At 41.4% G+C, this 24,543-nt stretch carries 20 protein-coding genes and 3 pseudogenes; 13 read left to right on the top strand and 10 right to left on the bottom strand.

The window, feature by feature from the left end:
• Nucleotides 1-88: 88 nt before the first annotated feature.
• A pseudogene (gene zwf / locus ACYRY3_RS13575) lies at nt 89-1,039 on the bottom strand (glucose-6-phosphate dehydrogenase); the annotation flags it as partial.
• Between zwf and ACYRY3_RS13570 the strand changes: the two are divergent.
• The 3 genes and pseudogenes from ACYRY3_RS13570 to ACYRY3_RS13560 all read left to right on the top strand — a co-directional run.
• Nucleotides 1,009-1,701, top strand: a pseudogene (locus ACYRY3_RS13570) (SWIM zinc finger family protein); the annotation flags it as partial. The pseudogenes zwf and ACYRY3_RS13570 sit on opposite strands and share 31 nt — an antisense overlap.
• A 130-nt stretch (nt 1,702-1,831) precedes the next feature.
• Nucleotides 1,832-2,131 (top strand): CU044_2847 family protein, encoded by a 300-nt coding sequence (locus ACYRY3_RS13565; protein ID WP_460202177.1) that lies wholly within the window; start codon nt 1,832-1,834, stop codon nt 2,129-2,131.
• 463 nt (nt 2,132-2,594) lie between these two features.
• Complete coding sequence (locus tag ACYRY3_RS13560) at nt 2,595-4,376, top strand: GMC oxidoreductase (protein ID WP_460202176.1); 1,782 nt, start codon at nt 2,595-2,597, stop codon at nt 4,374-4,376.
• Nucleotides 4,377-4,726: 350 nt separating this feature from the next.
• Here ACYRY3_RS13560 and ACYRY3_RS13555 read toward each other — a convergent pair whose 3' ends face one another.
• The 4 genes from ACYRY3_RS13555 to ACYRY3_RS13540 all read right to left on the bottom strand — a co-directional run bounded on the left by ACYRY3_RS13555 (nt 4,727) and on the right by ACYRY3_RS13540 (nt 8,021).
• Nucleotides 4,727-5,371, bottom strand: a complete 645-nt coding sequence (locus ACYRY3_RS13555; RefSeq protein WP_460202175.1) for a retron system putative HNH endonuclease — start codon at nt 5,369-5,371, stop codon at nt 4,727-4,729.
• Nucleotides 5,368-6,774 carry an AAA family ATPase gene (locus tag ACYRY3_RS13550; protein WP_460202174.1) on the bottom strand — a complete coding sequence of 469 codons (1,407 nt, stop codon included), beginning with the start codon at nt 6,772-6,774 and terminating at the stop codon, nt 5,368-5,370. Before ACYRY3_RS13550 ends, ACYRY3_RS13555 begins: the two co-directional genes overlap by 4 nt.
• A gap of 5 nt (nt 6,775-6,779) precedes the next feature.
• Nucleotides 6,780-7,697 carry a metallophosphoesterase family protein gene (locus ACYRY3_RS13545; protein WP_460202173.1) on the bottom strand — a complete coding sequence of 306 codons (918 nt, stop codon included), beginning with the start codon at nt 7,695-7,697 and terminating at the stop codon, nt 6,780-6,782.
• A gap of 198 nt (nt 7,698-7,895) precedes the next feature.
• The gene (locus ACYRY3_RS13540; RefSeq protein ID WP_460202172.1) at nt 7,896-8,021 is read right to left on the bottom strand and encodes a hypothetical protein; all 126 of its coding nucleotides are present in this window, start codon (nt 8,019-8,021) and stop codon (nt 7,896-7,898) included.
• A gap of 488 nt (nt 8,022-8,509) precedes the next feature.
• On the opposite strand from ACYRY3_RS13540, the gene ACYRY3_RS13535 reads away from it, so the two are divergent.
• From ACYRY3_RS13535 to ACYRY3_RS13520, 4 genes and pseudogenes are all read left to right on the top strand, one after another.
• Entirely contained in the window at nt 8,510-10,345 is a 1,836-nt protein-coding gene (locus ACYRY3_RS13535) for an ABC transporter substrate-binding protein (protein WP_460202171.1), read from the top strand.
• A gap of 96 nt (nt 10,346-10,441) precedes the next feature.
• A complete protein-coding gene (locus ACYRY3_RS13530) occupies nt 10,442-10,588 on the top strand; it encodes a hypothetical protein (protein WP_460202195.1) in 147 nt (48 codons plus the stop codon).
• Nucleotides 10,566-10,967: pseudogene (locus tag ACYRY3_RS13525) on the top strand (photosystem II reaction center protein CP43); the annotation flags it as partial. The gene ACYRY3_RS13530 and the pseudogene ACYRY3_RS13525, both read left to right, overlap by 23 nt.
• A 268-nt stretch (nt 10,968-11,235) precedes the next feature.
• On the top strand, nt 11,236-12,000 hold the full coding sequence (locus ACYRY3_RS13520; protein WP_460202170.1) for a sporulation protein: 765 nt from the start codon (nt 11,236-11,238) through the stop codon (nt 11,998-12,000).
• Nucleotides 12,001-12,088: 88 nt separating this feature from the next.
• On the opposite strand, the gene ACYRY3_RS13515 is transcribed toward ACYRY3_RS13520, so the two are convergent.
• The 3 genes from ACYRY3_RS13515 to ACYRY3_RS13505 form a co-directional block, all read right to left on the bottom strand.
• A complete protein-coding gene (locus ACYRY3_RS13515; RefSeq protein WP_460202169.1) occupies nt 12,089-12,700 on the bottom strand; it encodes a hypothetical protein in 612 nt (203 codons plus the stop codon).
• 71 nt (nt 12,701-12,771) lie between these two features.
• Nucleotides 12,772-15,210, bottom strand: a complete 2,439-nt coding sequence (locus ACYRY3_RS13510) for an HAD-IC family P-type ATPase (RefSeq protein ID WP_460202168.1) — start codon at nt 15,208-15,210, stop codon at nt 12,772-12,774.
• Between the two features lie 75 nt (nt 15,211-15,285).
• Entirely contained in the window at nt 15,286-16,326 is a 1,041-nt protein-coding gene (locus ACYRY3_RS13505) for a sensor histidine kinase (RefSeq protein WP_460202194.1), read from the bottom strand.
• 896 nt (nt 16,327-17,222) lie between these two features.
• Between ACYRY3_RS13505 and ACYRY3_RS13500 the strand changes: the two genes are divergently transcribed.
• Nucleotides 17,223-18,230, top strand: coding sequence for a glycosyltransferase family 2 protein (locus ACYRY3_RS13500; protein ID WP_460202167.1), 1,008 nt, complete (start codon nt 17,223-17,225; stop codon nt 18,228-18,230).
• Nucleotides 18,231-18,281: 51 nt separating this feature from the next.
• Nucleotides 18,282-19,112: a phytanoyl-CoA dioxygenase family protein gene (locus ACYRY3_RS13495; RefSeq protein WP_460202166.1), complete on the top strand. Its 831-nt coding sequence runs from the start codon at nt 18,282-18,284 to the stop codon at nt 19,110-19,112.
• A 267-nt stretch (nt 19,113-19,379) separates the two neighbouring features.
• On the opposite strand, the gene ACYRY3_RS13490 is transcribed toward ACYRY3_RS13495, so the two are convergent.
• Nucleotides 19,380-19,631, bottom strand: coding sequence for a PIN domain-containing protein (locus ACYRY3_RS13490; protein ID WP_460202165.1), 252 nt, complete (start codon nt 19,629-19,631; stop codon nt 19,380-19,382).
• Complete coding sequence (locus ACYRY3_RS13485) at nt 19,628-19,888, bottom strand: hypothetical protein (RefSeq protein WP_460202164.1); 261 nt, start codon at nt 19,886-19,888, stop codon at nt 19,628-19,630. The genes ACYRY3_RS13490 and ACYRY3_RS13485 overlap by 4 nt, the downstream gene beginning before the upstream one ends.
• Nucleotides 19,889-20,101: 213 nt before the next feature.
• On the opposite strand from ACYRY3_RS13485, the gene urtA reads away from it, so the two are divergent.
• The 4 genes from urtA to urtD all read left to right on the top strand — a co-directional run bounded on the left by urtA (nt 20,102) and on the right by urtD (nt 24,485).
• Nucleotides 20,102-21,124, top strand: coding sequence for an urea ABC transporter substrate-binding protein (gene urtA, locus ACYRY3_RS13480; protein WP_460202163.1), 1,023 nt, complete (start codon nt 20,102-20,104; stop codon nt 21,122-21,124).
• A 324-nt stretch (nt 21,125-21,448) separates the two neighbouring features.
• Nucleotides 21,449-22,609 carry an ABC transporter permease gene (locus ACYRY3_RS13475; RefSeq protein WP_460202162.1) on the top strand — a complete coding sequence of 387 codons (1,161 nt, stop codon included), beginning with the start codon at nt 21,449-21,451 and terminating at the stop codon, nt 22,607-22,609.
• Between the two features lie 24 nt (nt 22,610-22,633).
• Complete coding sequence (gene urtC, locus ACYRY3_RS13470; RefSeq protein WP_460202161.1) at nt 22,634-23,755, top strand: urea ABC transporter permease subunit UrtC; 1,122 nt, start codon at nt 22,634-22,636, stop codon at nt 23,753-23,755.
• On the top strand, nt 23,730-24,485 hold the full coding sequence (urtD, locus tag ACYRY3_RS13465; RefSeq protein ID WP_460202159.1) for an urea ABC transporter ATP-binding protein UrtD: 756 nt from the start codon (nt 23,730-23,732) through the stop codon (nt 24,483-24,485). The genes urtC and urtD overlap by 26 nt, the downstream gene beginning before the upstream one ends.
• Nucleotides 24,486-24,543 lie beyond the last annotated feature (58 nt).

Genomic DNA, 24,543 nt, shown 5'->3' with positions numbered 1-24,543 from the left:
GTTGTTTGTCCTTTGTCGTTTGTCCTTTGTCATTTGTTCTTAGTACCTAATTACTATTGACTAAGGACAAATGACTAATGACTGTTTTCTAAAGTCTGCGCCAGCGACGACCATCTTGGTTGATCAACAGTTCCGCTTCGGCTGGTTCCCAAGTACCAGCTTCATACCGGGGAACTGTTGCTGGATCTGCGGGTGCATCCCATACGGAAAGTATTGGTGTTACTACCTGCCAAGCAGCTTCCACTTCATCTGCCCGTGTAAATAATGATTGGTCACCCATCATACAATCGAGCAGCAAGCGATCGTAAGCATCAGAAGTGGCTTCGATACCGAAGGAACCGTAAGTAAAATCCATATCAACGGAACGGGTACGGAATTCTGCCCCAGGCATTTTGACCTCAAAACGCAGTGAAATGCCTTCGTTGGGCTGAATCCGCATTGCTAAGATGTTGCTGCCCATTTGTTGGGCGGCAGATGGAAACATCCGGGAGGGAACTTCACGGAAGTGAATTGAAATCTCACTGACTTTTTTCGGCATCCGCTTACCAGTCCGCAGGTAGAATGGAACTCCTTGCCAGCGCCAGTTATCAACCATGAACTTGACAGCTACGTAAGTAGGTGTTGTAGACTCAGGATTAACCCCTGGTTCTTCATGATACCCTGGCACTTGTTTACCCTTCATCCATCCAGCGCTGTACTGACCGCGCACTGCGGAACGGTGCAAGTTTTGAACATCAGCTAAACGAGTCGCCTGGAGAACTTTTACCTTCTCTGTACGAAGGCTATCTGCATCCAAAGCGTTAGGTGGTTCGATCGCTGTTAAGCAGAAGAGTTGCATGAGGTGATTTTGCAACATATCCCGCAATGCACCGGAACTTTCATAGTAGCCAGCCCGATCTTCTACCCCTACTGTTTCTGCAACAGTAATCTGAACGTGGTCAACAAACCGACGATTCCACAGTGGTTCAAAAATCGCATTGGCAAAACGGAACACCAAGAGGTTCTGAACGGGTACAAGGTAGTGAACCAGAACCCTATAAAGTTTCTCTTTCCCTTGACCCGTTTAGTCACGAACAGTGGGGTTATGTGATTGAGACTATGTCTCAAAAGGCTATTTTTCCAGCAAAGCTTTTGGCAGGAGAAATGCCACAAAATATAGAAGATGTTTTTACGGCTAATGGTCTTTCTCTGTTTCCTTTCACCTTATCTGATGTCCACAGTAAATGCTCTTGTCCTGATAAGGCAAATCCTTGCAAACACGTTGCTGCTATTTACTATCAGTTAGGCGATCGCTTTAGTGAAGATCCGTTTGTTCTTTTCCAGTTAAGAGGACGTACTAAAGAGGAGATTATTAGCGATTTACGTCAGTTAAGAAATGCTAGCAATAATAATGTAGGGACTGAGGCTGCTGAATCTCCAAGAATATCTGAGGTTCAAGAATCTGTTTATACAGAACAAGTCTCTGCCAAACTGAATTCTTTTTGGCAATACAATGAGCCGCTTGAATCTTCCTTAGTTGTGATTGCGCCATCAAGCAGCGAAACAGTTTTAGATGCGTTAGGACCAATCCCTCTAGCAAAAGAAGAGGAAACAACAGCAAGTTTGACGGCTGCTGATGTGGTTATGAAGTATCTAGATACGGTGTACAAAGATGTAAGTCAAAAGGCTTTTTTAGCAGCCATGAACGTTGGAGGAGGATAAGGAGACACGAGGACACAGTAGAGAAATTTGCTACTACTTTATTTTCTCTAGGGCTCCCTTCTAGAAACTTCACGATAGCCAGATTCACGTTGCTAATGCTATAACAGCACAATAATCCACTTCAGCCAAAATGGAACTCCAAACCAAAATTATTACGGTAGAACTTTCTGATGGTACAAGTGTTCGAGTTGAAGCTACACAGATAGGCGATCGCAAAATCAACTTTCAATCGAGACCTTTTGAGGAAGTTACAACCACTATTGAATCCCTAACTAAGGAAATTGTAGAATCACTGCACAAGGTTAAGCCAGATAGGGCTAGGGTAAAATTTGGCGTAGATATTGCTGTTGAATCTGGCAAACTGACCGCATTAGTGGTAAAGGGAGCAAGTAATGCCAATCTAGAGATTACTTTGGAATGGGGTCATTAAGTAAAGGATGAAGGATGAAGGGTGAAGTGTGAAGGATAACTTTGATAGGATTAACTTTGCGATCGCGAAGCGTTGGGCGAGTGCTCTGTTTGTCAGCAGTGCGATCCGCACACTTGGAAAAATGTACTCCAGAGTGTCATTTAATAAATTATTCAACATAAGAAAAATTAATAAAAAATTAATAAAAAAATACATATTTTGATAAAAGTATTACAAATTTAGATTTGTAATAAAAATGCTAAATACTGAGCGTGGCTTGCGTAACTATGTAAGTATAAGTTGATAATACGATCTGAATATTTTGCGGCAGTTAGTATGCAAGCACTCCTTAGTGTATCACTGAAGGACGTGCAAATCTACTGTAACTATGTGAGTTTGAACTATGTTTTTTTGTGTTGATAGGCTTCAACATCAATCTTTTAATTTATTTTCATTCGTTCATAATAACTTGCGGAGGTAGGTCATGAAAACTGCATCATCGGCACCTAATTTTAATTACGGATACCCTACGCCTGGTCCCCAAAACCCAACCGGGCATGAGGTGATGAATCATGTTTTCTTTATCTCTCGCAGCGAATGGAAACACGTGCGTGAGGAAGAGCGGTTTGACTATATTGTTATTGGTACCGGATTTTGTGCCCTCGGTTTTGTTGATAGGATTTTAGACAAAAACCCTAACGCTCGTATACTCATTCTTGAGCGCGGACCTTTCTTTCTTCCAGAACATTTCCAAAACCTTCCACTTCCTTACCAGCAAACCCTTGGTGGTCTGTCAGAAACTTTTCCCTGGACTCTTTCTTCCAAGACCATCAGTGGTTGCTTCATTAAATGGCAACATGGGATGGTTCCCTTCTTTGGTGGTCGGTCAACTCTGTGGAGTGCTTGGTGTCCGAGACCAACTCGTGAGGAGATGCAGGGTTGGCCAGAACAAGTCATTAATGTGGCAAACAACTATTTCGAGCACGCGGAGAAATTACTCAACGTAGTTTCCGCTAGTGAAATAGATAAAGACAGGACTGCACCGCCATCTGAAAAACGTCCCATCTTCGGAATCTTACAGGAGAAATTAACACAGCGCTTGCAAGAACAGTTGGGCAAAATAGATTCAGCTACACGAGCTATTCCCGCGCCGCTTGCAGTGGGCTCACCACGGCTTCATGGAGTGGACTTTGATAAGTTTTCAACGCCAGGTCCACTTCTAGTGCTTATCGACAAACAAAGAAAGCGGGCTAAAAAAGGGGAGGGGGCTCCTTTAAAAATCATGACGAATTGTACTGTCAGTAAAATTTTGCAACAAGGTGGGAAAGCCACTGCTTTGGAAACAACCCAAGGTGTGGTTAACATAGGTGACAGCAAAGTTATATTGGCAATGGGCACCCTTCCTCCAACAACTCTTATCCTAAATTCGTTTCCACAGGTTAAGAATGCAGGAGAGCGATTCACAGCCCACTTTATCAGTGCGATTGTGGCTCGTGTTCCTCGTGAGGATTATGACTTTCATACAGAGATTGCCGAGCTTGAACTGGGTGCAATTTACATGGCGGGTGTAGACAAAACAACTCAGGGGCAGTATCACATCCAGCTCACAGTGCTTTCTGATAAAAACCCGGAGGAAAATGCCGAGACGGCAGCTCGTCATATGCCAGATGTTGTCGCCACCGCCACGCCCGAGCAAATGTGTACGTCGAAAGATTATGTACTGTTTGTTTGTGCGGTTTTAGGCGAACTGGACTATCGAAATAAGAACAATTGGTTTCGTAAAACCGATGACGGCGACCCCACCACTAACGTGATGCTGCAAGTCATTGAAAATGCGAACGATTTTTCTGTTTGGAACACAATGGATGAAGCCGCGTTTCAAGCCCTGGAGAGAGTTTTCTCGCCAAAGGGAGAGAGTCGAGTGGAATACTGGCATTCTGAGTCTGACGGTTCGGGGAATTGGTCACCAAGTCGTCCGCCCCTAGAACAAATTAGAGTACCGGGACTGGTTCATGAAGGTTCCACAATGTGGATTGGGGATGATGATGATGCTGTTGTAGGGCTAGATTATCGACCTAAGGGAGTGGAAAACGTGTATATTACGGGTGCTTCTCTCTGGCCTACCGGTGCATCATGGAATCCTACTATGACAATGGTTGGGCTGGCACAACATCTGGCTGATACTTTAACAGAACAGCCGACGAAACCTGAAGTACTCGGAGACAGATCGCTAGAAGCTACTCAAACTTTTTCTGCCCTGACTTGAGTATTGCCAAACTTTGCCTCCAGTGCTTTTGCAAGGGATATAGCGCTTCTCACTTGAATCACATACAGCGCGATAGCTTCGCTCCTGCCCTCTGGGCAGATCGACACAATGTAGGGGCGTTAGCGTAGCTTGCCGACAGGCATACGGTTGAGAGCCCTCCAAGGTGTATTGCAGGGGATAGTAAGCGGTGGGCAGTGCCCACCCTACAATTACATTGTGACGATGTAGGGGCGTTAGCGTAGCTTGCCGACAGGCATACGGTTGAGAGCCCTCCAAGGTGTATTGCAGCCCCCCATTTGTACAGGACGGGCGGGGACGCCCGTACTACAACATTTCTACTGAATCAAACGTTAAAAATACTGCTTGAGTGTATAAGCGATCGCCGCAGAAAAAGGCGTGTATCGTCCGTTTGAATCTCGTTTTTCATAGGCTTGAGCAAGTAACTGTATTTCTGCACCCGTTAAACCATCGGTAGCTAACAATACTGCATCAATAGCTGCACGCCTCAACTTCCTTAACTTATTAATATCAAGTGCCAGTTTTTGAATGGTTGTTTTTGCAGCTGCTTGCTTACCTGGGTTATCTGTTGGGAGAATTTCTCCAAATCCAGAGTACTTAAAATAATCAGTACAATTTGGATCTAAGGGAGAAATCATCAGTTCCTCGTCAAACCAGGCTTGTTTTTTGTGTCCGCAATGGACTGGTACGCGGGGTCTATCTTCATCTTCCCCTTGGCACGAAGCTATGAGATTTGTGTACTCAAAGGTGAGATGTTTGTAGACGCTTTTGGGTCTAAAATGTTCTATATGGCATTCCTTTCTAGAAATCGGTCTTCCACAGTAGCAACAAATATAACCTTGCTCTTGAAGAAGGGAGTAATACACATCATCTTTCACACCTTTAGAGAAAGATTTCCAGTCAGGTATTCTACTCCCAAGCTTCTGTTTCCATTTCGTTAAGCTATCTGGTTCTCTGCTTTTTTGAATGTGTTTCATCTGTTTAGAACTTCCTTGCGTCGGATAAGTACATCTGCTCGTACAAACTCCGGATCGTCTTCTCCAATTTCGTCTGCCAAGTTTTGGCGTAACTGTTTGGCACTGTCGAGATTCCCTTGGTCGATTAATCTAAAAAGATGCACCAGACTGTCTTTAATTTGTTGGGGTCTTTCAGATACACCCATAATGTCTTCTAGAATAGTGTTGCTATCCCTGCCAAAAGAACTTTCGGGTTGTTGGGCAACGATACCATCAGGTCTTGCTTCTAAAACAAAGATGTTATCAGCTTGAACATGGCTGATAACTTGTGGCGAGTGGGTAGTGACAATAAATTGACAATTGGGGAATGTTCTGTTTAAAGCAGGAATAATTTCCCGTTGCCATTTTGGGTGTAGGTGGAGTTCAATTTCATCTATTAAAACAACACCGTTTCCGTGTAGGGGATTTTCTAAACTTGGGTTGGCAATTGCCAAACGCCTTCCTAAATCTCCTACTAATGCTAGTAAGCATTTTTCGCCATCAGATAATTGATTGACGATGAATTCCCGTCCTTGTTTTTTGACAGTCATTCTTTGAGGCAATCGCTCAACGCGCAAGTCAGAAAAATCTGGTTGCATTGAGGAAACTGCACTTCTAACTGCTTCTAACTGTTTGTCTCGGTGGTTGGGATTATCCCGTCGCAATTCATTTTCCAAGTCTTCTCGATTTCTGAACCATTCAAAGAAGCCTTTGAAGTCAATTCTTCCACCAGTTAGGGCTTGGTCGTAAGCATTTTTTTGCTGAAAGGTAAATTCCTCAGCAATCTCCAAGGGCATATCAAGAACAGCACGATTGACCGGGTAATAAATTGCCAAAGGTATGTTGGTATTGTCGTTTGTTGCCAACTGATTTCTGATTTCGTTAGCTGCTTTTTCTAAATCTTTTAAAGAGTCTTCGCTTGTCTCGTCTCCTTCTATTTGATTAAACTCTTCTAATAGCGATTCCAGCGCAAGTTTTAGGCTTTTCTGTCCCGGACGTCGTCCTGAGGGTTGTTCTCTTTTATCCAATAAAGCTTTGATTTCTTCCAATCGCCTTGCTGCTGAACTTTCAGGAGATTGGTCTTGTGTTTTGATTTCACTCAAAGACCATGTTAAATCCTGCCCTTCTTCTAGGGAAATTGTGACTTCAATCTGTGTTTGTTCGCTGCCATTGGTGATGTCTTCTTCGCTGAGAGAACGAATAAATTCTAGAGAATCTTGAATCCTTCCTGTGAATTGAGACAAGAGAATAGCGAGACAATCAAGGATACTGGATTTTCCAACACCATTGACACCGATAAGTACAGTTGAACCCGTTTCACAGAAATCCAACGTTAGATCGTGGATTCCACGGAAAGAGGTCATTTTTAGATGCTTGACTTTCATAAGAATTAAATTGATTTAAGTGGAATAATACCTTTATCAAAAATGCGGTTATCGGTGCCGATACCACTTATTTCTATTCTATCTGTATAAACTTCGTAGGCAGCAAAACTCAACTTCTGGGCAGAATGTTCCGTCCATTCCGAACGTCCTACGGGTCGCGTTCCCGCACCACCACCACAGATTAAATAAGTTGTTCCATTTATAGGACGAGTGCGCTCGTAATGATGTTCGTGACCGTTGATATAAAGTTGAACGCCGTATTTTTGAAACAGTGGGGTAAAGATTTTAATAAAGTTTGAATCGCTGCCATAAACACCCGATGCATAAACCGGATGGTGACCGTATACAATTTTCCAAGGCGCATTAGAGCGGCTTAATTCTTTCTCTAACCATATTAGCTGATTTTCCCAATCAGCATTGGAGTTAGTGTCTAAGGCAAAAAATTGTATGCGATCGCGACGAAATGTGTAGAAGCGCCCTAACATATTAAAGTTAACATATTTCATTTGGGGATAGCCATTATCACTGCGAATATCGTGATTTCCCAAAACAGCTTGAAACTTCACACCTTGCTTGAGCAAAGATGCATAGGGACGCTCAAAAACTTCATTAATTTTTTCTATTTCACCGTTGGTATATATGTTATCTCCTGCTAGCAGAACTAAATCATATGGGTTTTGGTTATAATAGGTAGTCATTGCCTTAGCCACAGCATACTGACCTCTATCTCCCGTCCCTGTATCTGCAACAGAGACAAAACGCATTATCCAATCTTTTTTGACTGGGTTAGCAGCTACGACTGTATTTGCCACAGCAGCTGTATAAGTACTTTTTCCAGCTTGACGGCTTAACAGACCCAGAAGACCTACACCAATAGTGCCCAGACTACCAAAGAATAAAAATTGACGGCGTTTTAGTTTCATAAACTATCGAATATAACATATGAGAAGTTTAGCTCAAGCCATTCTGTCTGTTTAATGGCTTGTACTGAGTAAAAGTTCTACAACTTGAAACTCTGAAGATTTTAATTCAAATCAACATCTTCAAATTCATTGAATTTTCTATTCAGCCCGGAAATTAAATAATACTAATTCAAAAAATGTTTGCGGCGTATAGGGTATTCAAGATAAAGCTTTACCTCTTTTCTCTCTAAAATTAACGATTTTTGTAGGGTGGGCACTGCCCACCAGCAACCAACGTGCGGCATAGTGAGCTACTAAAATGACAAATTGTTGTAGGGTGGGCATTGCCCTCCTTTGGCTACTGTGCGGCACTGCCCACCCCACTTTTCGTGGAAACTGAAGGTAGGGACAGTTGCTGCAACTCCTTAACCAGGTGCTACTGGCTACTAAAATGACAAATTTTTGTAGGTAGAGCTATGTCGCACGTTGGCTATTAGTGGGCAGTGCCCACCCTACGTCTCCTTTCCTGCTAGAAGATGATCTATTTAAATGAACCGCAAAGACGCTAAGGACACAAAGAAAGAGGAAACGAAGCTCGGTAATCTTACATCAAGTGCGGTATAGAGGTAGGTTGGGTTGAGGAACGAAACCCAACAATAAGGGTTCAATGTTGGATTCAGGGCACTGCCCACCCCAGGTTTACTACTATCGGTTTGCGGACAACCCAAACATAGAGCTTGTAGCAACATCTGTAGAAAATTTTTCTACACCAATAGGATAACCTAACCTGAAAATCAGACTATCATTTTGAAGATAAACGATGATATCTGAATATGTGTCAAAGTTGTCAGCAGGTTATAGAAAAGCTAGCTATTAATATTGAACTTTTCTTACAGAATTTAAATAATTCTGTCAATAAAAAGAAACTTAGTGAATTAGATCGACTCATTATTTGTCACTCTTTGTTGGGATTCTCCCGACAACAAATAGCTAATATAGCTGAATTATCTGACCAAAAAATTAGGGACAGACTGACGAATAATATTTATCCGAGAATAGCAGATATAATGTGCCTTGGACAAGAGGAAATAGCAGGCAATTGGGTAAAAATTATAAATTTTTTACTCAATCCACAGGAAGGTTACAGGTTAAATCCTGCTCCTCAATTAAATAGTGATAATTTTCAAGGAAGTTTTGGGAGACAAATTTTTCTTTATCCACCCAATCAAGAAATTGTTAAATGTCAGATTGAAGGAACAAAATTCTATCAAAAAGGGCTGTACTATCAAGCTTTTAAGTGTTTTTTAATTGCTTGGAATAAGGAATGCAGTATTTATAGAATTGGCAATCCAGAAGTGTTAATTTATATTAATAACTGCTTGATTGAATATAAAAAATCTCTTTTTAAAGAACAAGATATTAAAATTTATACTCTAGCAGTAGTTGTGCCATTTCATCACAATCAAGGTTATGTTGCTGCTGAAATTCTACGAGGAATTGCTCAAATACAATTACAAGTTAATCTGTCAAGCTTTGACAAAATTTCTTTAGGTACAGAGATAAATTTAGATGATATCAGACCCAAGACCTACTTGACTTTAATACACAGTCACATAGCTTTACAAATTCTTGTTGTTAATGACCCTAATAATTTATATACACCCTATAACCAGACAGCAGAGAAGTTGGCTGACTTAGCACCACAATTAAATCCGATCGCTATTCTTGGTCATTATTCAAGCGAAATGACCAAAAATGCATTGCACTTCTATAGCCAAAAAGGATTAACTTTAGTTAATTCTAGTAGTACATCTAATGACCTTTCTAATTTATCTGTAGGTGAAAGCTTATCTTTTTTTAGATTAACAACTTCCGACGATATTAATGCTAAAAAAATGGCTGATTATTTGATAGTAAAATTTTCTTGCCAAACTCCAAAAAAAGTAGCGATTGTATTCAATCAAAATAGCAGTTACAGTATTTCCTACAGAAATAGTATTAAAAAATATCTAGAACAATTTCAAGATAAATTTGTTTTTCTACCTGAATGTAATTATATTAGTGAAAATTATTATAAACTGCAAAAATATATAGAAAGTATTAAGAAACATGATGTTGATATTATTATTGTAATTCCAGACGGTGGTATTGAACCGAATTCCCTTGATAATGCTGGGCTAATTAGCAGATTAAATCTCAACAACTGTTTAATAGCAGGCTCAGCTACTTTTTATCATGATAATGTTTTACATTGGATTCACGAGCAAAATCCCTATAATACCATAAATCAAAATAAGCGTCAAATTATAGCTTGTATTCCTTGGCATTGGCAGAGTCAAGAAAATGGGTGTGAAAGTTCTAATTTTCTAGCACGAAGTTTTTGTCAAATAGGGGCTCAATTATGGGGAACAGAAAACTTAACATGGCGCAGTGCAACAGCTTTTGATTCAGTGTTAATCATTTTAAAAGTTATAGAAGAATATCAAAGTCAAACTAGCGAAGCTTTACTTACACATATGAATCAATATTTTAAAGACAAGAGAAAACGGGTAAAGGGAGTGACTGGATTTATTCAATTTGATAGCAATGGCGATCGCGTCAATCCTCCCACAGAAATAGTAACCGTAAAATGGAATGAAGAACAACAAAAATGGCAATGGAAAATATAAACTATCCACACCCGTTGTTAAAATTTTCCACACATGAAGTAGAAAACTTCTAATCCTGTTGTTACTCTACTTCTATACCATTAAGGAAGTTGATAAATGTTAAAAGTATTTGCCGATCGCGGCGGGACATTCACAGATATTATTGCTGTAACGAATAATCAGGCAATTATAGACAGGCTCTCAAGACATACAGAACGTTTTTTGATTGTTCCTCTTCCCAATCAAGAACTCTCCTACTGGTGAAATCATCTTCGGTGGTGAAACCATGCGCTTCTGGGATTTCCGTGGTCCTTGGCTTGAGCCCCTACGCGGACCAAACGGTCTTGATTTGGACAAGGTCAAGAACGATATTCAGCCCTGGCAAGCTCGCCGTGCTGCTGAGTACATGACTCACGCTCCTCTGGGTTCTTTGAACTCTGTAGGTGGTGTGGCTACGGAGATTAACTCCTTCAACTACGTATCTCCTCGTGCTTGGTTGGCGACTTCTCACTTCGTATTGGGCTTCTTCTTCTTGATCGGTCACCTATGGCACGCCGGTCGCGCTCGCGCTGCTGCTGGTGGTTTCGAGAAGGGTATTGACCGTCGGAACGAGCCTGCATTGTCTATGAAGGATCTCGACTAATAAGTTTCTTTCATCACTGATAATCAAATCGTCAAAGCTTCTGTGTAAAAGCAGGAGCTTTTTCATTTTGGATGGGAGTTTATGAAAACTTTACAATGATTTCATGACTTAGTACTTAACAATTACAGACAGTTTATAGGTGAGTCGGTTAGACTAAATGGCGTATTTTCACATGGATGAATTGTAGCTTTTGAATCGTGTGCTATAAGTTTTGTAAATAGAATTCATAATTCTATAATTCATAATTTTTCTTACTAATTGCCTGGATATGTTCAAGAAATTTTTAGCAAGTGTAGGGATTGGGGCAGCAAAAGTTGATACACGGTTGTTCAATGATTCTGTTGTTCCCGGTGAAGTACTGGAGGGAGAAGTCCAGATTGTTGGCGGAGATGTCGCGCAGAATATTGATGATATCTACTTAAAATTAGCCACTGAATACAAGCGCGAAACAGATGACTCGACTTACTATGAAGAATGCGTGATGGTGAACTATCGCTTAACGGAGCGATTTACCATTCAGCCAAAAGAGGAAATAGTTGTGCCGTTTTCATTCCAACTTCCCTATGAAATGCCACTGACTCTTGGCGGTACTCCTGCTTACGTCAGAACGGGATTAGACATTAAAACTGCTGTCAATCCCAAAGACAAAGATGCTTTGGAAGTTAAACCACACCCTTTAATGCATAGAGTACTGGAAGCAGTGGAGAAGTTGGGCTTTCACTTGCATAAGGTCGATTGCGAGTACACTCATCATTTTGGTGGGACATATCCCTTTGTGCAAGAGTTCGAGTTTCGTCCTGTAGGGGAGTACAGAAATTATCTAGATGAGTTGGAAATTATTTTCAACTTAAGCCCCCATGAATTAGAAGTTTTGATGGAGATAGACAAAAGGGCGCGTGGTTTTAAGGGTTGGTTGGATGAAGCCTTGGATGTGGATGAACGCTACGCACGTTTTTATCTGACAGAGTCCGATCTCTATGACATGGATGTAGAAGCGATGATTGATGATATTATTCAAAGTCATCTACATTAATTTCTTGTTATGATAACCGTCTTTTGTTCTTTCTCCTGAATCATTTGTCATACAAATAACGGAGAACTGATGACAAAGGACGCCCCTACTACTTGCACTTAAGAGAGTTAAAGATATTATCAGCTTTTTGTGTTGTATTCTCACCTACAGTACTTAGAATAAGTATATATTTTCTATCACCTAAATTTGTACTAGCTTTATAAGTAAGTGCAACCTCAGGTTGAGGAGTCTCGGGGATTATCAGTTGTGATTCTTGAATTGTCACGGGAGTGTTGAAATGACAAAAATTCCTGTCTTCGACTCGGGAAGCAACGATATTTACCTCTTCTGCCATCTGCGACGTTAAGATATTATCCAAAATTTCCTCTATCTGGCTTCGATCTCTTTGTTGATTTACTGGAACTTTGGCAACCAAAAGCCAGGTATCTGGAATGGCACTTTTACCACTGGCAATAAGTGCAAATTTTAGACCTGCAGTATTTACTCCAAGCATACCTCGGGGATTACCAGGAATGGTATAGTCCATGATGTGGTGTGCGATCGCCTCTGCTCTGTAAGGATTAAATGTATTTTTCATGAACTTAATCGCAAGCCCAATCGCTCCGAGTGATGCGATCCAAAGCACACCTACAATCACAGCAATAACTTCCCCGACAGTCACTCTGTATTGTGTAATTTTAGTTGGTGAAGATTCTCTCATAGATAGAGACTTTTGATGGTCAACAGTTAAGTAGGTCGGTAAAAATAAAGTGGTTATGGCTGGGTAATTTACTAACTCAAATCCACACCAAGAAAGCGGTCTAAAAATCTTGTACGCCACATTAAACGCACAATCAAACACCACTCCAAAGCAATTAAACCCAAAAATAAACAATTAACAATTCCTAACGACGATAGCTCAAAAAATTCACGCAGAGGTTGTACAAATAAAATCAGCAAATATACAACTAATGAAACTGCTGCCACGATGGAGTAACGCCAATCACCGCTAAGTGGTTCACCTCCCACCCAAGCCGAGGTTGGGGGCTTCAAAAACGGGATTAAAAGCAGTTGGCAAAATACTAGAATGGTAACCAATGCTGTACGAGGAAGACCAAAGTCCATTTGGGCAACTTCAACATTGGGAGGAATATCCAGAATCGCACTAATAAGATAGAAGAGGTAGACGAGTAGAGAAACTACAGTGATGGTTAGGGTGGCAGGTATGACAAAGTGCAACATAGAACGAATTATGCTCTGCCTGGGTTGTTCTCCTGGTTTTGCCCACAGGGGAATAAACGTAGTAGGAAACCCAACACCAATGAGAGTGACAATCGCGCTATGTCTGTTCATAAGTGGGAAACTGTCCGTAGCAAGCGCCGTTGCAAAAATTAACAATGTCACACAAGACAAGCGCACCATAAACAGCTTCAATACATCCCTGATTCCGTTCCGAATACATTGCCCTTCCAAAAAAGCATGGGGTAATGCTTCAAAGGAATCATTGAGCAATACAATATCAGCAACACCTCGTGTTGCTTGACTGCCGCTTTCCATCGCAATGCCTAAATTTGCTTGTTTCAGTGCCAAAACATCATTAACCCCATCCCCAGTCATTGCCACATAATGTCCCGCATCCCGAAGTGACTTGACGAGTTTAGCTTTCTGTTCTGGCGTGATGCGCCCAAACACATTATGTTTTTGAGCTGCTTGGGTAAAATTGACAGCACTCAACCCTTCGAGATCTATACCCGATATCATTTTAATTTCATCAGCGAACCCTGCCTGTTTTGCTAACGATACAACGGTTTCGGGGTTATCACCAGAGATAATTTTGAGTGAAATTCCTGCCTTCGCAAAACCTTGTAACGTTTCATAGGCTGCAGGACGCAACACATCACTGAAACTAAGAATTCCGATAGGAACCAAACCAGAGGGTAGCTTGGCAGAAAATCCATCTTCAACGGGAATCAACTCCGGGCTATGGGCAAACAGAACAACCCGCAAACCCTTCTGAACTTCCTGCTGAAGATAGTTACTTGCATCTCCATCTAAAGATATATTAGCTAATAGGATTTCTGGAGCACCGAGAACATAAGTCCCTGGTTTGGCGCGATCGTCGAATGCGATTGCACTCCACTTACGAGCAGAGGAGAAAGGAATTTCCAAGACAGTAGGTGTCCTGTAGCCAGAACAAGCAGCAAGGATTGCTTCACTGGTACGGTTACTTGTTGAGACAGTAGCAGCGTAATCCCCTAATAAATTACGCAATTTTGCTTCGGGTATTGCGATGGGATATACTGCCTGTAAGTTGAGCTGGTTGCTGGTTAGGGTTCCAGTTTTATCTAGGCAAAGCACATCAACATGACTTAATGACTCGACAGCATTGGTTTGTTGAATCAAGACATTTTGTCCCAACATCCGCACCGCACCCATTCCATAGGCAAGTGTAATTGCAATGAGAAGCCCTGCAGGAATTAACCCGGCGATGACTGCAGCTCTCTGAACCAGTTCATTCAATGGTTGGGATCGGCTAATAAAACTGATGCTAATTAAAAGCCATAGAAAGGAAGCTAGTAGCAATAGAACCCGAATCACCAAATTAATTTCCATTTGCAGGGGTGTATAAACTTGGCGAAAAGTTCGTGCTCCAATGGTAATTTTATAAGCAGTTGTTTCAGTACCGACTTTTTCTGCCTCATAGCAAGCACTGCCACTGACACAAAAACTACCCGAGTAAACGGGCTGTCCGACAACTTTGGAAATCAAATTGGATTCCCCTGTTAAAAGCGACTCATCGACTTCAATTCGTCCTTCACCTATGACCTTTCCATCTACTAAGATTTGCTCACCCGGACGGAGTAGGAGAATATCTCCCAAAACAATCTCCTCAGGACGGATTGTTTGCTCTTGACCATCACGGATAACGATCGCGTGAGGTCGGGTCAGCAGTGCAATCTTGTCTAGCTTCCGTTTTGCCCAAATTTCTTGGTAAATACTAATAATAACACCACTGAAGATGACTACTGCTACAAAAACGGCATCGCTAGGACGCCGCAGTAGCAAAAATACACTACTGATAATAAAGAAAACTGCGTTAACAAAGGTAAAGAGGTTTTCACTTAAAATCTGAGCGTAGGAACGACTAGTAGGAAGTTTGACATTGTTGCTTTGCCCGGTGGTTTGTCGAGCTTTGACTTCAATCTCACTTAATCCCCATAGCTTTGCCATTGATGTAACTCTATATATCACGTTATCCTGAGTTATACAGCAAGGTTAACCTACCCACAGGCAAAACTTTTGCTCTTAAACCAACGGCAGCGAAAATCGAAATGTACTTCCCTTGTCTATCTCACTTTCTACTTGGATCTCGCCTCCCTGTAACTCAACAAGATGACGCGAGATAGCTAAACCAATTCCAGTACCCCCAGGGCTGCGGGCACGGGAACGTTCCGATCGCCAAAATCGGTCAAAGACAAAGGGTAAATCCTCCTTTTTAATGCCATGACCTGTATCAACAACCGCAATCCAGAGCTTAGGAGGTTCGACCCAAACTTTTACCGTGATTGAACCCTTTGCAGTATAGCGCAACGCATTACCCAGTAGGTTGACCAGAATTTGTTCAACTCGTTCTGGATCGGCAGACACCAGAGGAAAATTGGGTGGGCACTGCAGACGCAAAACCGGACCTTCCTCCAGTAATTGCTCGGAGAACCGTTCGATTAGGGACAGTAGGAGTGGATATAGGTTAACGGGTTGAGTGTTAATCGGTAAATTTCCCGCTTCTACCTTAGAAAGTTCTTGTGTATCGCTAACCAATCGACGCAAGCGAGTTGTTTCTCTGGCTAATCTCTGAAATACTTCTGGCGAAGGCTCGATTGTACCATCCGCTAGACCCTCCAAATAACCTTCCAAAATTGTCAATGGTGTACGTAGCTCATGGGTTAAGTCTCCTATCAGTTCTCGACGGCGCAGTTCCACACCTTCAAGGTTTGATGCCATTCGGTTAAAACTGATGGCAAGACGGTTCAACTCGGGAAATTCGCTCTTAGGGATGCGTGCTTTCAAATCGCCCTGAGCAAACTGCTGAGTGATTTTCTCCATCTCCAAAAGAGGTTGTACAATACGCTTGGCTACTAGGTAACTCAAACCCCCTGCTACAGTTGCACCCACTAGTATTGAACACCAAGCTCCCCGAGTCCAAGCTGCCTCAAACTCCTCAATCAGCTCGTAGCGAGTTTCACCCAGGTCAAACCCTCGTCCTTCTAAGGACTTTAAATGAAATCCAAACAAGTGGGGCGCAAAGAACCTGCCCACTATGACTAGGGTACTCAACCCCACTAGCATCACAATAATGTGGGACAACAGCAATCGCGTTCGCAGGCTTAGCTTACTCACTATTTGTTCTCGATACTCTGAGTTTTCACATTTATAACCCAATACGCTTCAGATCGCAGCAAAACCGTTATCTGAAAGGCAATGGAAAGACAGACTGTTGGAAACATCTGGAGACATTACCCAACCTCAGTAACAATGTTTAACTAAGCTCTATTGATTTCTTATTAGTTTCATCACATTTTTAACATACATTAAAATATATGAATATCAAATGTTGCACCATTTCTCACAATATCTAAAGAATCAGGATTTTGAAGAAAAATCAAAATTCCCTCTCTTGAGAACTATTCTAACAAACTCAGTTTTGGGAGTGGTGCAAGAGCAGCTAATGTAAATATTGCACTACCATCAGAAGATTTTTGGTTCAAATTATTTTGTGTTGCCAACCCATGAAGGATGATTCTCAGAAGTTAGTATGTAACGCTAAATGCATAACAGCTTATGTAGAGTTTCCTATCCTCATACAATCTTAAAAAATAGAAAACAGACAGGTTTATAAAAACTTTACTTAACCCAGAACTCTCCACATTAAAAATTTAACTAAAAAAACATGGTGTTATGGTTTCACAAGGTTGTATAAATGAGAAAAATCAACCGGAAAAAATGTAGTAAGTTTGTCACGTTTTTGCCATAGAATTTACATATGGTTGTTATAAAAAAAGTGTAAATTCACATATAGCAACTGAGAATTTACGTAAAAATTCCTGGTAAGACTAACTAGAGATTAGCTTGCAGTTGCCAGAACGCCTCCTTTGTTTTCTGTTTAATGGAGAGAGCAACTTGCATCTATCTTTGGGTAGAAAATGCAAAATAAATTATTTCCGACTGTCAATACTGTGAGGAATATGAAGAAATTACTTACTATCGCTATCCCCACTTACAACCGTGCTGAATTACTAGATCGGCAGTTGGCATGGGTTGCACAAGCTATAAAAGGTTTTGAATCTGATTGCGAAATTTTTGTTTCAGATAATTGTTCAACTGACAATACTCAAGAAATCATTGAAAAGTGGCAAAAAAAGCTCATTCATGTCACATTTAAACAAAATCGAAACCCAAAAAATCTTGGGGTCATGCCAAATATTATAAATTGCTTAAAGTCAGCAACGACAAAATATGTTTGGGCAATTGGCGATGATGATCCCATTCAAGAACAAGCAGTATCTTATATTATTGAAAATATTAAAAAGCATGAGGATTTATCACTATTATTTCTCAATTTTTCCGGTCGTAACAAAGTCACTGGTGAACCCGTGCATCCACCAACAATAATCGGTAATCGTTGGTTTGATGTTGATAGCGAAGACGGTTATGGTGACTCTAAAGCTATATTTGAGCACTGTTTTTCAAAAAGTGTAGGCGCAGTCATTTTTCTAACTGCTTCTATATACCGGACTGACCTAGTACAAGAAGCTCTTCAAAATTGGGAAGATGCTGCAAGCAATTGGATATCTTTGGCATACTTAGCAGGTTATTGTGCTGCTCGTGGCAGAATTATTGTCACTCAAAAAACTTATGTAGAATGTATTGTTGGTGTAAGTTATTGGCAGAAAGAGCAAAAATCAGCACTATTAATGCAATACAAACACATAACGGAAGTTTTGATGAAATTAGAAGAAAGCGGCTATTCTAAGAAATTTTGCAGGCGGATGGTTTTGAAGAACTTCCAAGAAGCTAACTTAAAAGTTTTCTTAGGCGCATTGAGAAGATGGCCAATTTTCACCATAAAGACGGTTGTTCCCTTCCTAACTTTAGTTGCTGCGTCTGTTTTTGATGTCATCGCTACTTACGAATTCAATATGGCAGAAACACGAAAAGTTTCCGCTCAAAATTTCCAAAAATATGAGGCATAATTAGCCGGAAAAATCCTCAACAGTACTCAAATTTATCTAGAAAATTATTCCATGCTTAACGTCATTGCTAACAAAATTTCTGAATTAAAATCTGAGTTAAGCTATAGAGCAGATCTCTTTAAACACGCACCAAAACTGCCAGCTTTAGAAAGCAGCGATCGCAAAATTGTTGATACTCTTAAAAAAGAGGGCGTTTACGTAACATCTCTCAAAGAGTTGGGACTGAGTTCTACTGCCAATCTTCTCCAAGCAGCCCAGACTTACCTATCGACAATGGCAAGGGTAAACAACAATTATGAAGCTGAAAAATTACCACAAATTTATACAGTAACAGATTTACCAGAATTTTTTCACTGGGGAAGAGAGCCAAAACTACTCTCAATTGTAGAGAATTATATTGGTCTTCCTATCACCTTTCATGGGGTACATCTACGCAAAGATCTTCCCAATAAAAATCAGTTTGGGACACTTCTATGGCACAAAGACTCCGAAGATCGCCGTATTATCAAGATAATTGTTTATTTAAGTGATGTAGAAGAGCATCACGGTCCTTTTGAATACGTACCCCTACCTTTAACCTCACCATCGAGCTTGAGTTATTACCGAATTTATCACAAGCTTTGGCAATCTGGTTATTTAGGCATTAATAACGAGCAGTTGAAGGAAATTATTCCCAAAGAAAACTGGAAATCGTGCCTCGGACCCGCAGGAACCGTCATTTTTGTCGATACCAAAAATGTTTTGCATCATGGAACTTTGAAGACAGAAGAAAGGTCAGCCCTCTTTTTTGTTTACACTGCCAACCCGCCGAAACGACCCGAACTTTGTACTCAATACTGGGATGATACTTTTGCGAAACCAGAAATCCTGTGTAAAACCTAAAAGTGAGCAATGCCCAGCTAGCTTTCTCTAGATGGCTTAAAAACCAGGCTAGTTCTATGTGAATTTTCCATATCCTACCTTTGCGTCTTTAGGGTTCAAAAAATCTTTTTAAACCCTAAAGACGCAAAGGTCGCTAAGAAAATAATTATTTTTTAATCATCAGTTTATGATGGTTAAGAGATGTTGGGGTGGGCACTGCCGCTCGCAATCCTTCAGTACGTTTTCGCAAGTCCTCTATCTAAGCGAAAGTTATTGGACTACTGCGATTTATAGCCAAGATTCAAGCAGAAAAGATTGTGCTTGTTGAATTCGGACAAAATCGCTGTCAACAGAAACAAGGATGAGATTGTGCTGAATTGCTGTTGCCGCAATCCAGAGGTCATGGTCATCAAATCCCAAATCTCCAACACTTGTACTCCGACGTTTACTTTTATCTTTAGGGGCAAACTGATTAAAAACTGCTGCTTTGAGTTGACTGTAAAAAATAGCAGTTTCTTCATCAATCAAAACAAAAATCAAAACTGGGCTTTAGAACGGGTTTCGTAGACAGAACGAAGACACTCTTCCAAATCATTGCCTTCCCAGGTTCCACCAAATTTCAGCAGATCCCCCGCCTTCTTTCCTCGTTTAATTGGAGCTAGCCGACGAAGCGGAGGTTGACTAATAGTACTTTTGTTAGTCAGGGAATCCAGGAAGTTGCTGACTAGGGGGAGTTGATCGGGTGGCAATTGAGCTAGTTGTTGTTCGATTTTTTGGCGCAGTTCCGGGTGAGTCATTAGCACCTCTTTATTTCAATTGCCTATTTCCTCGACTTCTTAATTTTACAATCTTAAAGCCCTACATTGGGTAGGGCTTCATAATAGCCCCACCTTATCAAGGTGAGGCATTATTTTATACTTGAATTAATAAGCATCCATTGGCAGACAAGAGCAAACAAAATTCCTGTCGCCAAAGGCTGCATCAATACGACCTACACTGGGCCAGAATTTATGTTCATTGAGGATGGTGCCTCTAACTGGGATACCTTTAGAGAGAAAGCTACCAAACTCATCGCTCAAGATAAAGTTCTTGTTGTATTTGGTTGTTGGACTTCTGCAAGTCGTAAAAATGTCAAATCAGTATTTGAAAGTAAAGACCATATGCTCTGGTATCCAGTGCAGTATGAAGGTCAAGAATGTTCCAAAAATATATTTTACACTGGCGCTGCCCCCAATCAACAAATCGAACCATCTATTGATTGGTTGCTAAAAAATAAGGGGAAACAATTCTTCTTAGTTGGCTCTGACTACGTTTTTCCCCGTACAGCCAACACAATTATTAAAGCCCAACTAGAAGCACTTGGTGGTAAAACAGTTGGAGAAGATTACTTACCGCTGGGTAACACAGAAGTTACACCTATCATTACCAAAATTAAGCAAGCCTTACCAAATGGTGGAGTCATTTACAACACGCTAAATGGTGATAGCAATGTCGCATTTTTCAAACAATTAAAAGCAGCAGGATTAACAGCAGATAAATATCCCTCCATGTCTGTAAGTATTGCCGAAGAAGAAGTAAAGGCAATTGGTGTGCAATATCTTAAAGGACATTACGCAGCATGGAACTACTTCCAAACAGTAGACACTCCTGCAAACAAGAAATTTGTTGAAGCTTTTAAGAAAGAATACGGTGCAGAACGGGTGACAAATGACCCAATGGAAGCAGCTTACACTGGTGTTTATTTGTGGAAACAAGCAGTAGAAAAAGCAGGGACGACCGATTTAGCTAAGGTACGTATAGCAGCATACGGTCAAACTTTTGACGCTCCTGAAGGCAAAGTCACCATGAATGCCAATCATCACCTATCAAAGATTGTGCGGATAGGTCAAGTAAGAGATGATGGTTTGTTTGATATTGTCTATGCTACTCCCACTCCTGTTGAACCCATTCCTTGGAATCAATTTGTGAAAGAAACCAAAGGATTTTCTTGTGATTGGTCAGACTCCACAAAAGGCGGCAAGTATAAAGTATGAAGGATAAAGGATGAAGGATGAAGTAAGAGATAGAGACGTAGGATTGTTAGTAGTTAGTAGTTAGTAGTTAGTTTGCTCTTGTAAGACTATGGGTTTGTAAGAAGTAGGGTGGGCACTGGCCACCGTTTGCTCTTGTAAGACTATAGGTTTGTAAGAAGTAGGGTGGGCACTGCCCACCGTTTGCTCTTGTAAGAAGTAGCCCTACCTACAAAAATCTAAAAGCGGTAAGTATAAAAAAGTTTAAATAGTTAGTAGTTACAAATTTCCACTAACCACCAATCACCAACCACTAACTCCCAACTACTAACCATTAAGGAGGGAAAAGTGTTAGCAGGTTTTCTGGAAGCCGTATTTAATGGCATTAGTATTGGTGCTGTATTATTAATTGCAGCGCTAGGGCTAGCCATTGTATTTGGACTCATGGGCGTCATCAACATGGCACATGGCGAGTTGATGATGTTGGGAGCATACACAACATTTGTAGTGCAAAATGTTTGCAAACAACTGGGCGGAGTCTGGTTTGAAAGTTATATCTTTTTTGCCCTGATTATCGCTTTTTTGCTAACCGCTGCTGTGGGATGGCTGCTAGAACGGGGGGTGATTCGATATCTCTACGGGCGTCCCCTAGAAACTCTGCTGGCAACTTGGGGCGTGAGTTTAATTTTGCAGCAGTTTGTCCGGAGTGTAAATTCGGTGCTGGTTATTGGCATCGCCCTGTTTCTGTTGTTGTTTTTTGGTAGTTTGTGGATTTTAAAAAGGCGAATTGACTTTGGCAGAATTCGCAACTGGGTTGTAGCAGTGATATTGTTACTCTCAGTGGGGGTGGCAATAGCAACGGGTCAGTTTTTGAGCCAAACTTATCAGTTAGCAATTACCCAACCCTGGTTTGGTGCTCAAAATGTAGATGTCACTGCTCCTAGTTGGTTGCAAGATGGAATATCTGTAGGTGGTGTGCAATTGCCTTATCCCAGATTATTTATTATTGCTTTAACAATTCTTTGTGTAACGGGAATTTACCTATTTTTGCAACGCTCTCATTGGGGATTAAGGATTCGCGCTGTCACGCAAAATCGCAGTATGAGTGCTTGTTTGGGCATCCCAACTCAAAAGGTTGATGCAATCACTTTTGCTCTGGGTTCGGGATTGGCTGGTGTAGCTGGTTGTGCGATTAGTTTACTCGGTTCTGTGGGACCAAATACCGGACAAAACTACATTATCGATACTTTTATGGTTGTTGTTGTGGGTGGTGTGGGCAACCTAATCGGTAGTATTGTGGCAGCGTTGGGAATTGGCACGGTAAATTACTTGATTGGTTCTGGAACTTTGGCTTCGTTGTTGTCTCCTGTTAAGCCATTGGCAGATTTGTTGACGTTCTTTGCAACAACAAGTATGGCAAAGGCGTTGGTTTTTGCGCTGATTATTGCGTTTTTACAGGTGAAGCCAGGGGGAATTTTTCCACAAAAAGGTCGTACTGTTGATGTTTAGGACAACCACCAAGGATGCCAAGTTATGAGAAGCAAGGGAGGAAGGTTCATCTTAATTGAGGTGGGGGTGGTGGTGGCGATCGCACTCATCCTCATTTTGATTGTACCGATGATGCTTTCGGGGTTTCGATTGAATTTGTTGGGGAGGTTTTTATCGCTAGCTATTGTTGCTTTGGGGATTGATTTAATTTGGGGTTACACTGGGTTGCTCAGTTTGGGACACGGGATTTTCTTTGGCTTGGGTGGGTATGCGATCGCCATGCATCTGAAATTGCAAGTTCCGCCAGGGGAGTTACCTGATTTTATGGGGCTTTATGGGGTGACGGAGCTTCCCTGGTTTTGGACACCTTTTTATTCGTTCCCTTTTGCAGTCATAGCTGTTGCGATCGCTCCGGCAATACTAGCAGGATTGCTGGGATACTTGGTATTCCGCAACCGAATTCGCGGAGTGTATTTTTCTATACTAACTCAAGCCGCAACGATAGTATTTTTTAACTTCTTTAACGGTCAACAAGGGCTGTTCAACGGTACAAATGGGTTAATCGATTTCACGACTTTATTTGGAGCAACAGTTAGCGATTCAAAAACCCAATTTGTTTTCTACAGCCTCACGGTATTGTTTCTCGCAGCAACCTATGGACTCTGTCGTTGGCTGACAAGCGGGCGGTTTGGAAGGTTGTTAATAGCCATTCGAGATGACGAAAGTCGGGTGCGTTTTTCCGGCTACGATCCCACAGATTTTAAAGTGTTAGTGTTTGCAGTTTCAGGTGCGATCGCGGGAATAGCAGGAGCATTTTATACATTACAAAGCGCTTCTGTTTCACCAAGAGCAATGGACATTGCCTTTTCCATTGAAATGGTGATTTGGGTTGCTGTAGGAGGACGCGCCACCTTAATCGGAGCCATCTTAGGAACCTTATTAGTCAACTATGCCCGTGCTTTTTTCAGCGAACAATTTGCCGAATTTTGGCTATTTTTCCAAGGAGCACTGTTTTTGATAGTCGTCACAGTCCTTCCCGATGGCGTAGTGGGATGGTTCCGCACTCAAGGAATTCAGCTTCTCAAACCCCGTCAGCCAATTGCCACTTATCCCAGCCTAGAAGAAAACCCCGAGGTGCCGCATGAACGCCAAAATCTTAGAAACTAGAAACCTCACAGTTAGTTTTGACGGCTTTAAGGCACTCAACAAGCTCAACTTCAGCATGGATGCAGGTGAGTTGCGGGTTGTCATTGGACCCAATGGCGCGGGAAAAACAACATTTCTTGATGTCATTACAGGTAAAGTGAAACCAACCGAAGGAAGAGTTCTTTTCAAAGGCAAAAGCCTGCACTCTCTATCAGAACACCAAATTGCCAGACGGGGAATTGGGCGTAAATTCCAAACTCCTCGAATCTACCTCAACCTAACACCCCGCGAGAACTTAGAACTTAGCAGTAACCGCAATAAAAATGTCTTGTCTACTTTGTTTGGACGTTCCAGTACTGCTGAAAAGAAGAATATTACAGAGTTAATAGAAACCATAGGCTTAATTGATAAAGCAGACAGACAAGCGAGTTCTCTTTCTCATGGAGAAAAGCAACGCTTAGAAATAGGGATGTTAGTAGCGCAGTCTCCCGATGTGTTACTTGTTGACGAACCTGTTGCCGGATTAACAGACGAAGAAACCTACAACATAGGGGAACTACTTTTAGCACTAGCACAAAATCATTCCATTTTAGTCATCGAACATGACATGGAATTCGTCCGACAAATCGCCCGAAAAGTCACAGTTTTGCACGAAGGTTCAGTGTTGTGTGAAGGCACTATCGAAGAAGTACAAAACGACAAGCGCGTCGTAGAAGTTTATTTAGGACAGACAAAAAAGGATGAAGTATAAAAGCGTATCGCAATGCCAAGACGAGTAACAATCGAGCCACATCTGAGCCTAGAAGAAC

Source organism: Scytonema sp. NUACC21 (assembly GCF_054684315.1).
The sequence above is the reverse complement of the archived record's forward strand: the minus strand, read 5'-3'. Positions and strand labels throughout refer to the sequence as shown.

What these genes read in the sequence shown, in the direction of transcription:
- ACYRY3_RS13545 (WP_460202173.1), bottom strand. Translation starts at nt 7,697, where the DNA reads ATGAAACTAAAACGCCGTCAATTTTTATTCTTTGGTAGTCTGGGCACT.
- ACYRY3_RS13530 (WP_460202195.1), top strand. Translation starts at nt 10,442, where the DNA reads ATGTTAAAAGTATTTGCCGATCGCGGCGGGACATTCACAGATATTATT.
- ACYRY3_RS13505 (WP_460202194.1), bottom strand. Translation starts at nt 16,326, where the DNA reads ATGCTAGTGGGGTTGAGTACCCTAGTCATAGTGGGCAGGTTCTTTGCG.
- ACYRY3_RS13485 (WP_460202164.1), bottom strand. Translation starts at nt 19,888, where the DNA reads ATGACTCACCCGGAACTGCGCCAAAAAATCGAACAACAACTAGCTCAA.
- ACYRY3_RS13500 (WP_460202167.1), top strand. Translation starts at nt 17,223, where the DNA reads ATGAAGAAATTACTTACTATCGCTATCCCCACTTACAACCGTGCTGAA.
- ACYRY3_RS13535 (WP_460202171.1), top strand. Translation starts at nt 8,510, where the DNA reads ATGTGTCAAAGTTGTCAGCAGGTTATAGAAAAGCTAGCTATTAATATT.
- urtD (WP_460202159.1), top strand. Translation starts at nt 23,730, where the DNA reads ATGAACGCCAAAATCTTAGAAACTAGAAACCTCACAGTTAGTTTTGAC.
- ACYRY3_RS13560 (WP_460202176.1), top strand. Translation starts at nt 2,595, where the DNA reads ATGAAAACTGCATCATCGGCACCTAATTTTAATTACGGATACCCTACG.
- ACYRY3_RS13540 (WP_460202172.1), bottom strand. Translation starts at nt 8,021, where the DNA reads ATGCCCACCCTACAACAATTTGTCATTTTAGTAGCTCACTATGCCGCA.
- urtC (WP_460202161.1), top strand. Translation starts at nt 22,634, where the DNA reads ATGAGAAGCAAGGGAGGAAGGTTCATCTTAATTGAGGTGGGGGTGGTG.
- ACYRY3_RS13550 (WP_460202174.1), bottom strand. Translation starts at nt 6,774, where the DNA reads ATGAAAGTCAAGCATCTAAAAATGACCTCTTTCCGTGGAATCCACGAT.
- ACYRY3_RS13565 (WP_460202177.1), top strand. Translation starts at nt 1,832, where the DNA reads ATGGAACTCCAAACCAAAATTATTACGGTAGAACTTTCTGATGGTACA.
- ACYRY3_RS13495 (WP_460202166.1), top strand. Translation starts at nt 18,282, where the DNA reads ATGCTTAACGTCATTGCTAACAAAATTTCTGAATTAAAATCTGAGTTA.
- ACYRY3_RS13555 (WP_460202175.1), bottom strand. Translation starts at nt 5,371, where the DNA reads ATGAAACACATTCAAAAAAGCAGAGAACCAGATAGCTTAACGAAATGG.
- urtA (WP_460202163.1), top strand. Translation starts at nt 20,102, where the DNA reads ATGTTCATTGAGGATGGTGCCTCTAACTGGGATACCTTTAGAGAGAAA.
- ACYRY3_RS13510 (WP_460202168.1), bottom strand. Translation starts at nt 15,210, where the DNA reads ATGGCAAAGCTATGGGGATTAAGTGAGATTGAAGTCAAAGCTCGACAA.
- ACYRY3_RS13515 (WP_460202169.1), bottom strand. Translation starts at nt 12,700, where the DNA reads ATGAGAGAATCTTCACCAACTAAAATTACACAATACAGAGTGACTGTC.
- ACYRY3_RS13520 (WP_460202170.1), top strand. Translation starts at nt 11,236, where the DNA reads ATGTTCAAGAAATTTTTAGCAAGTGTAGGGATTGGGGCAGCAAAAGTT.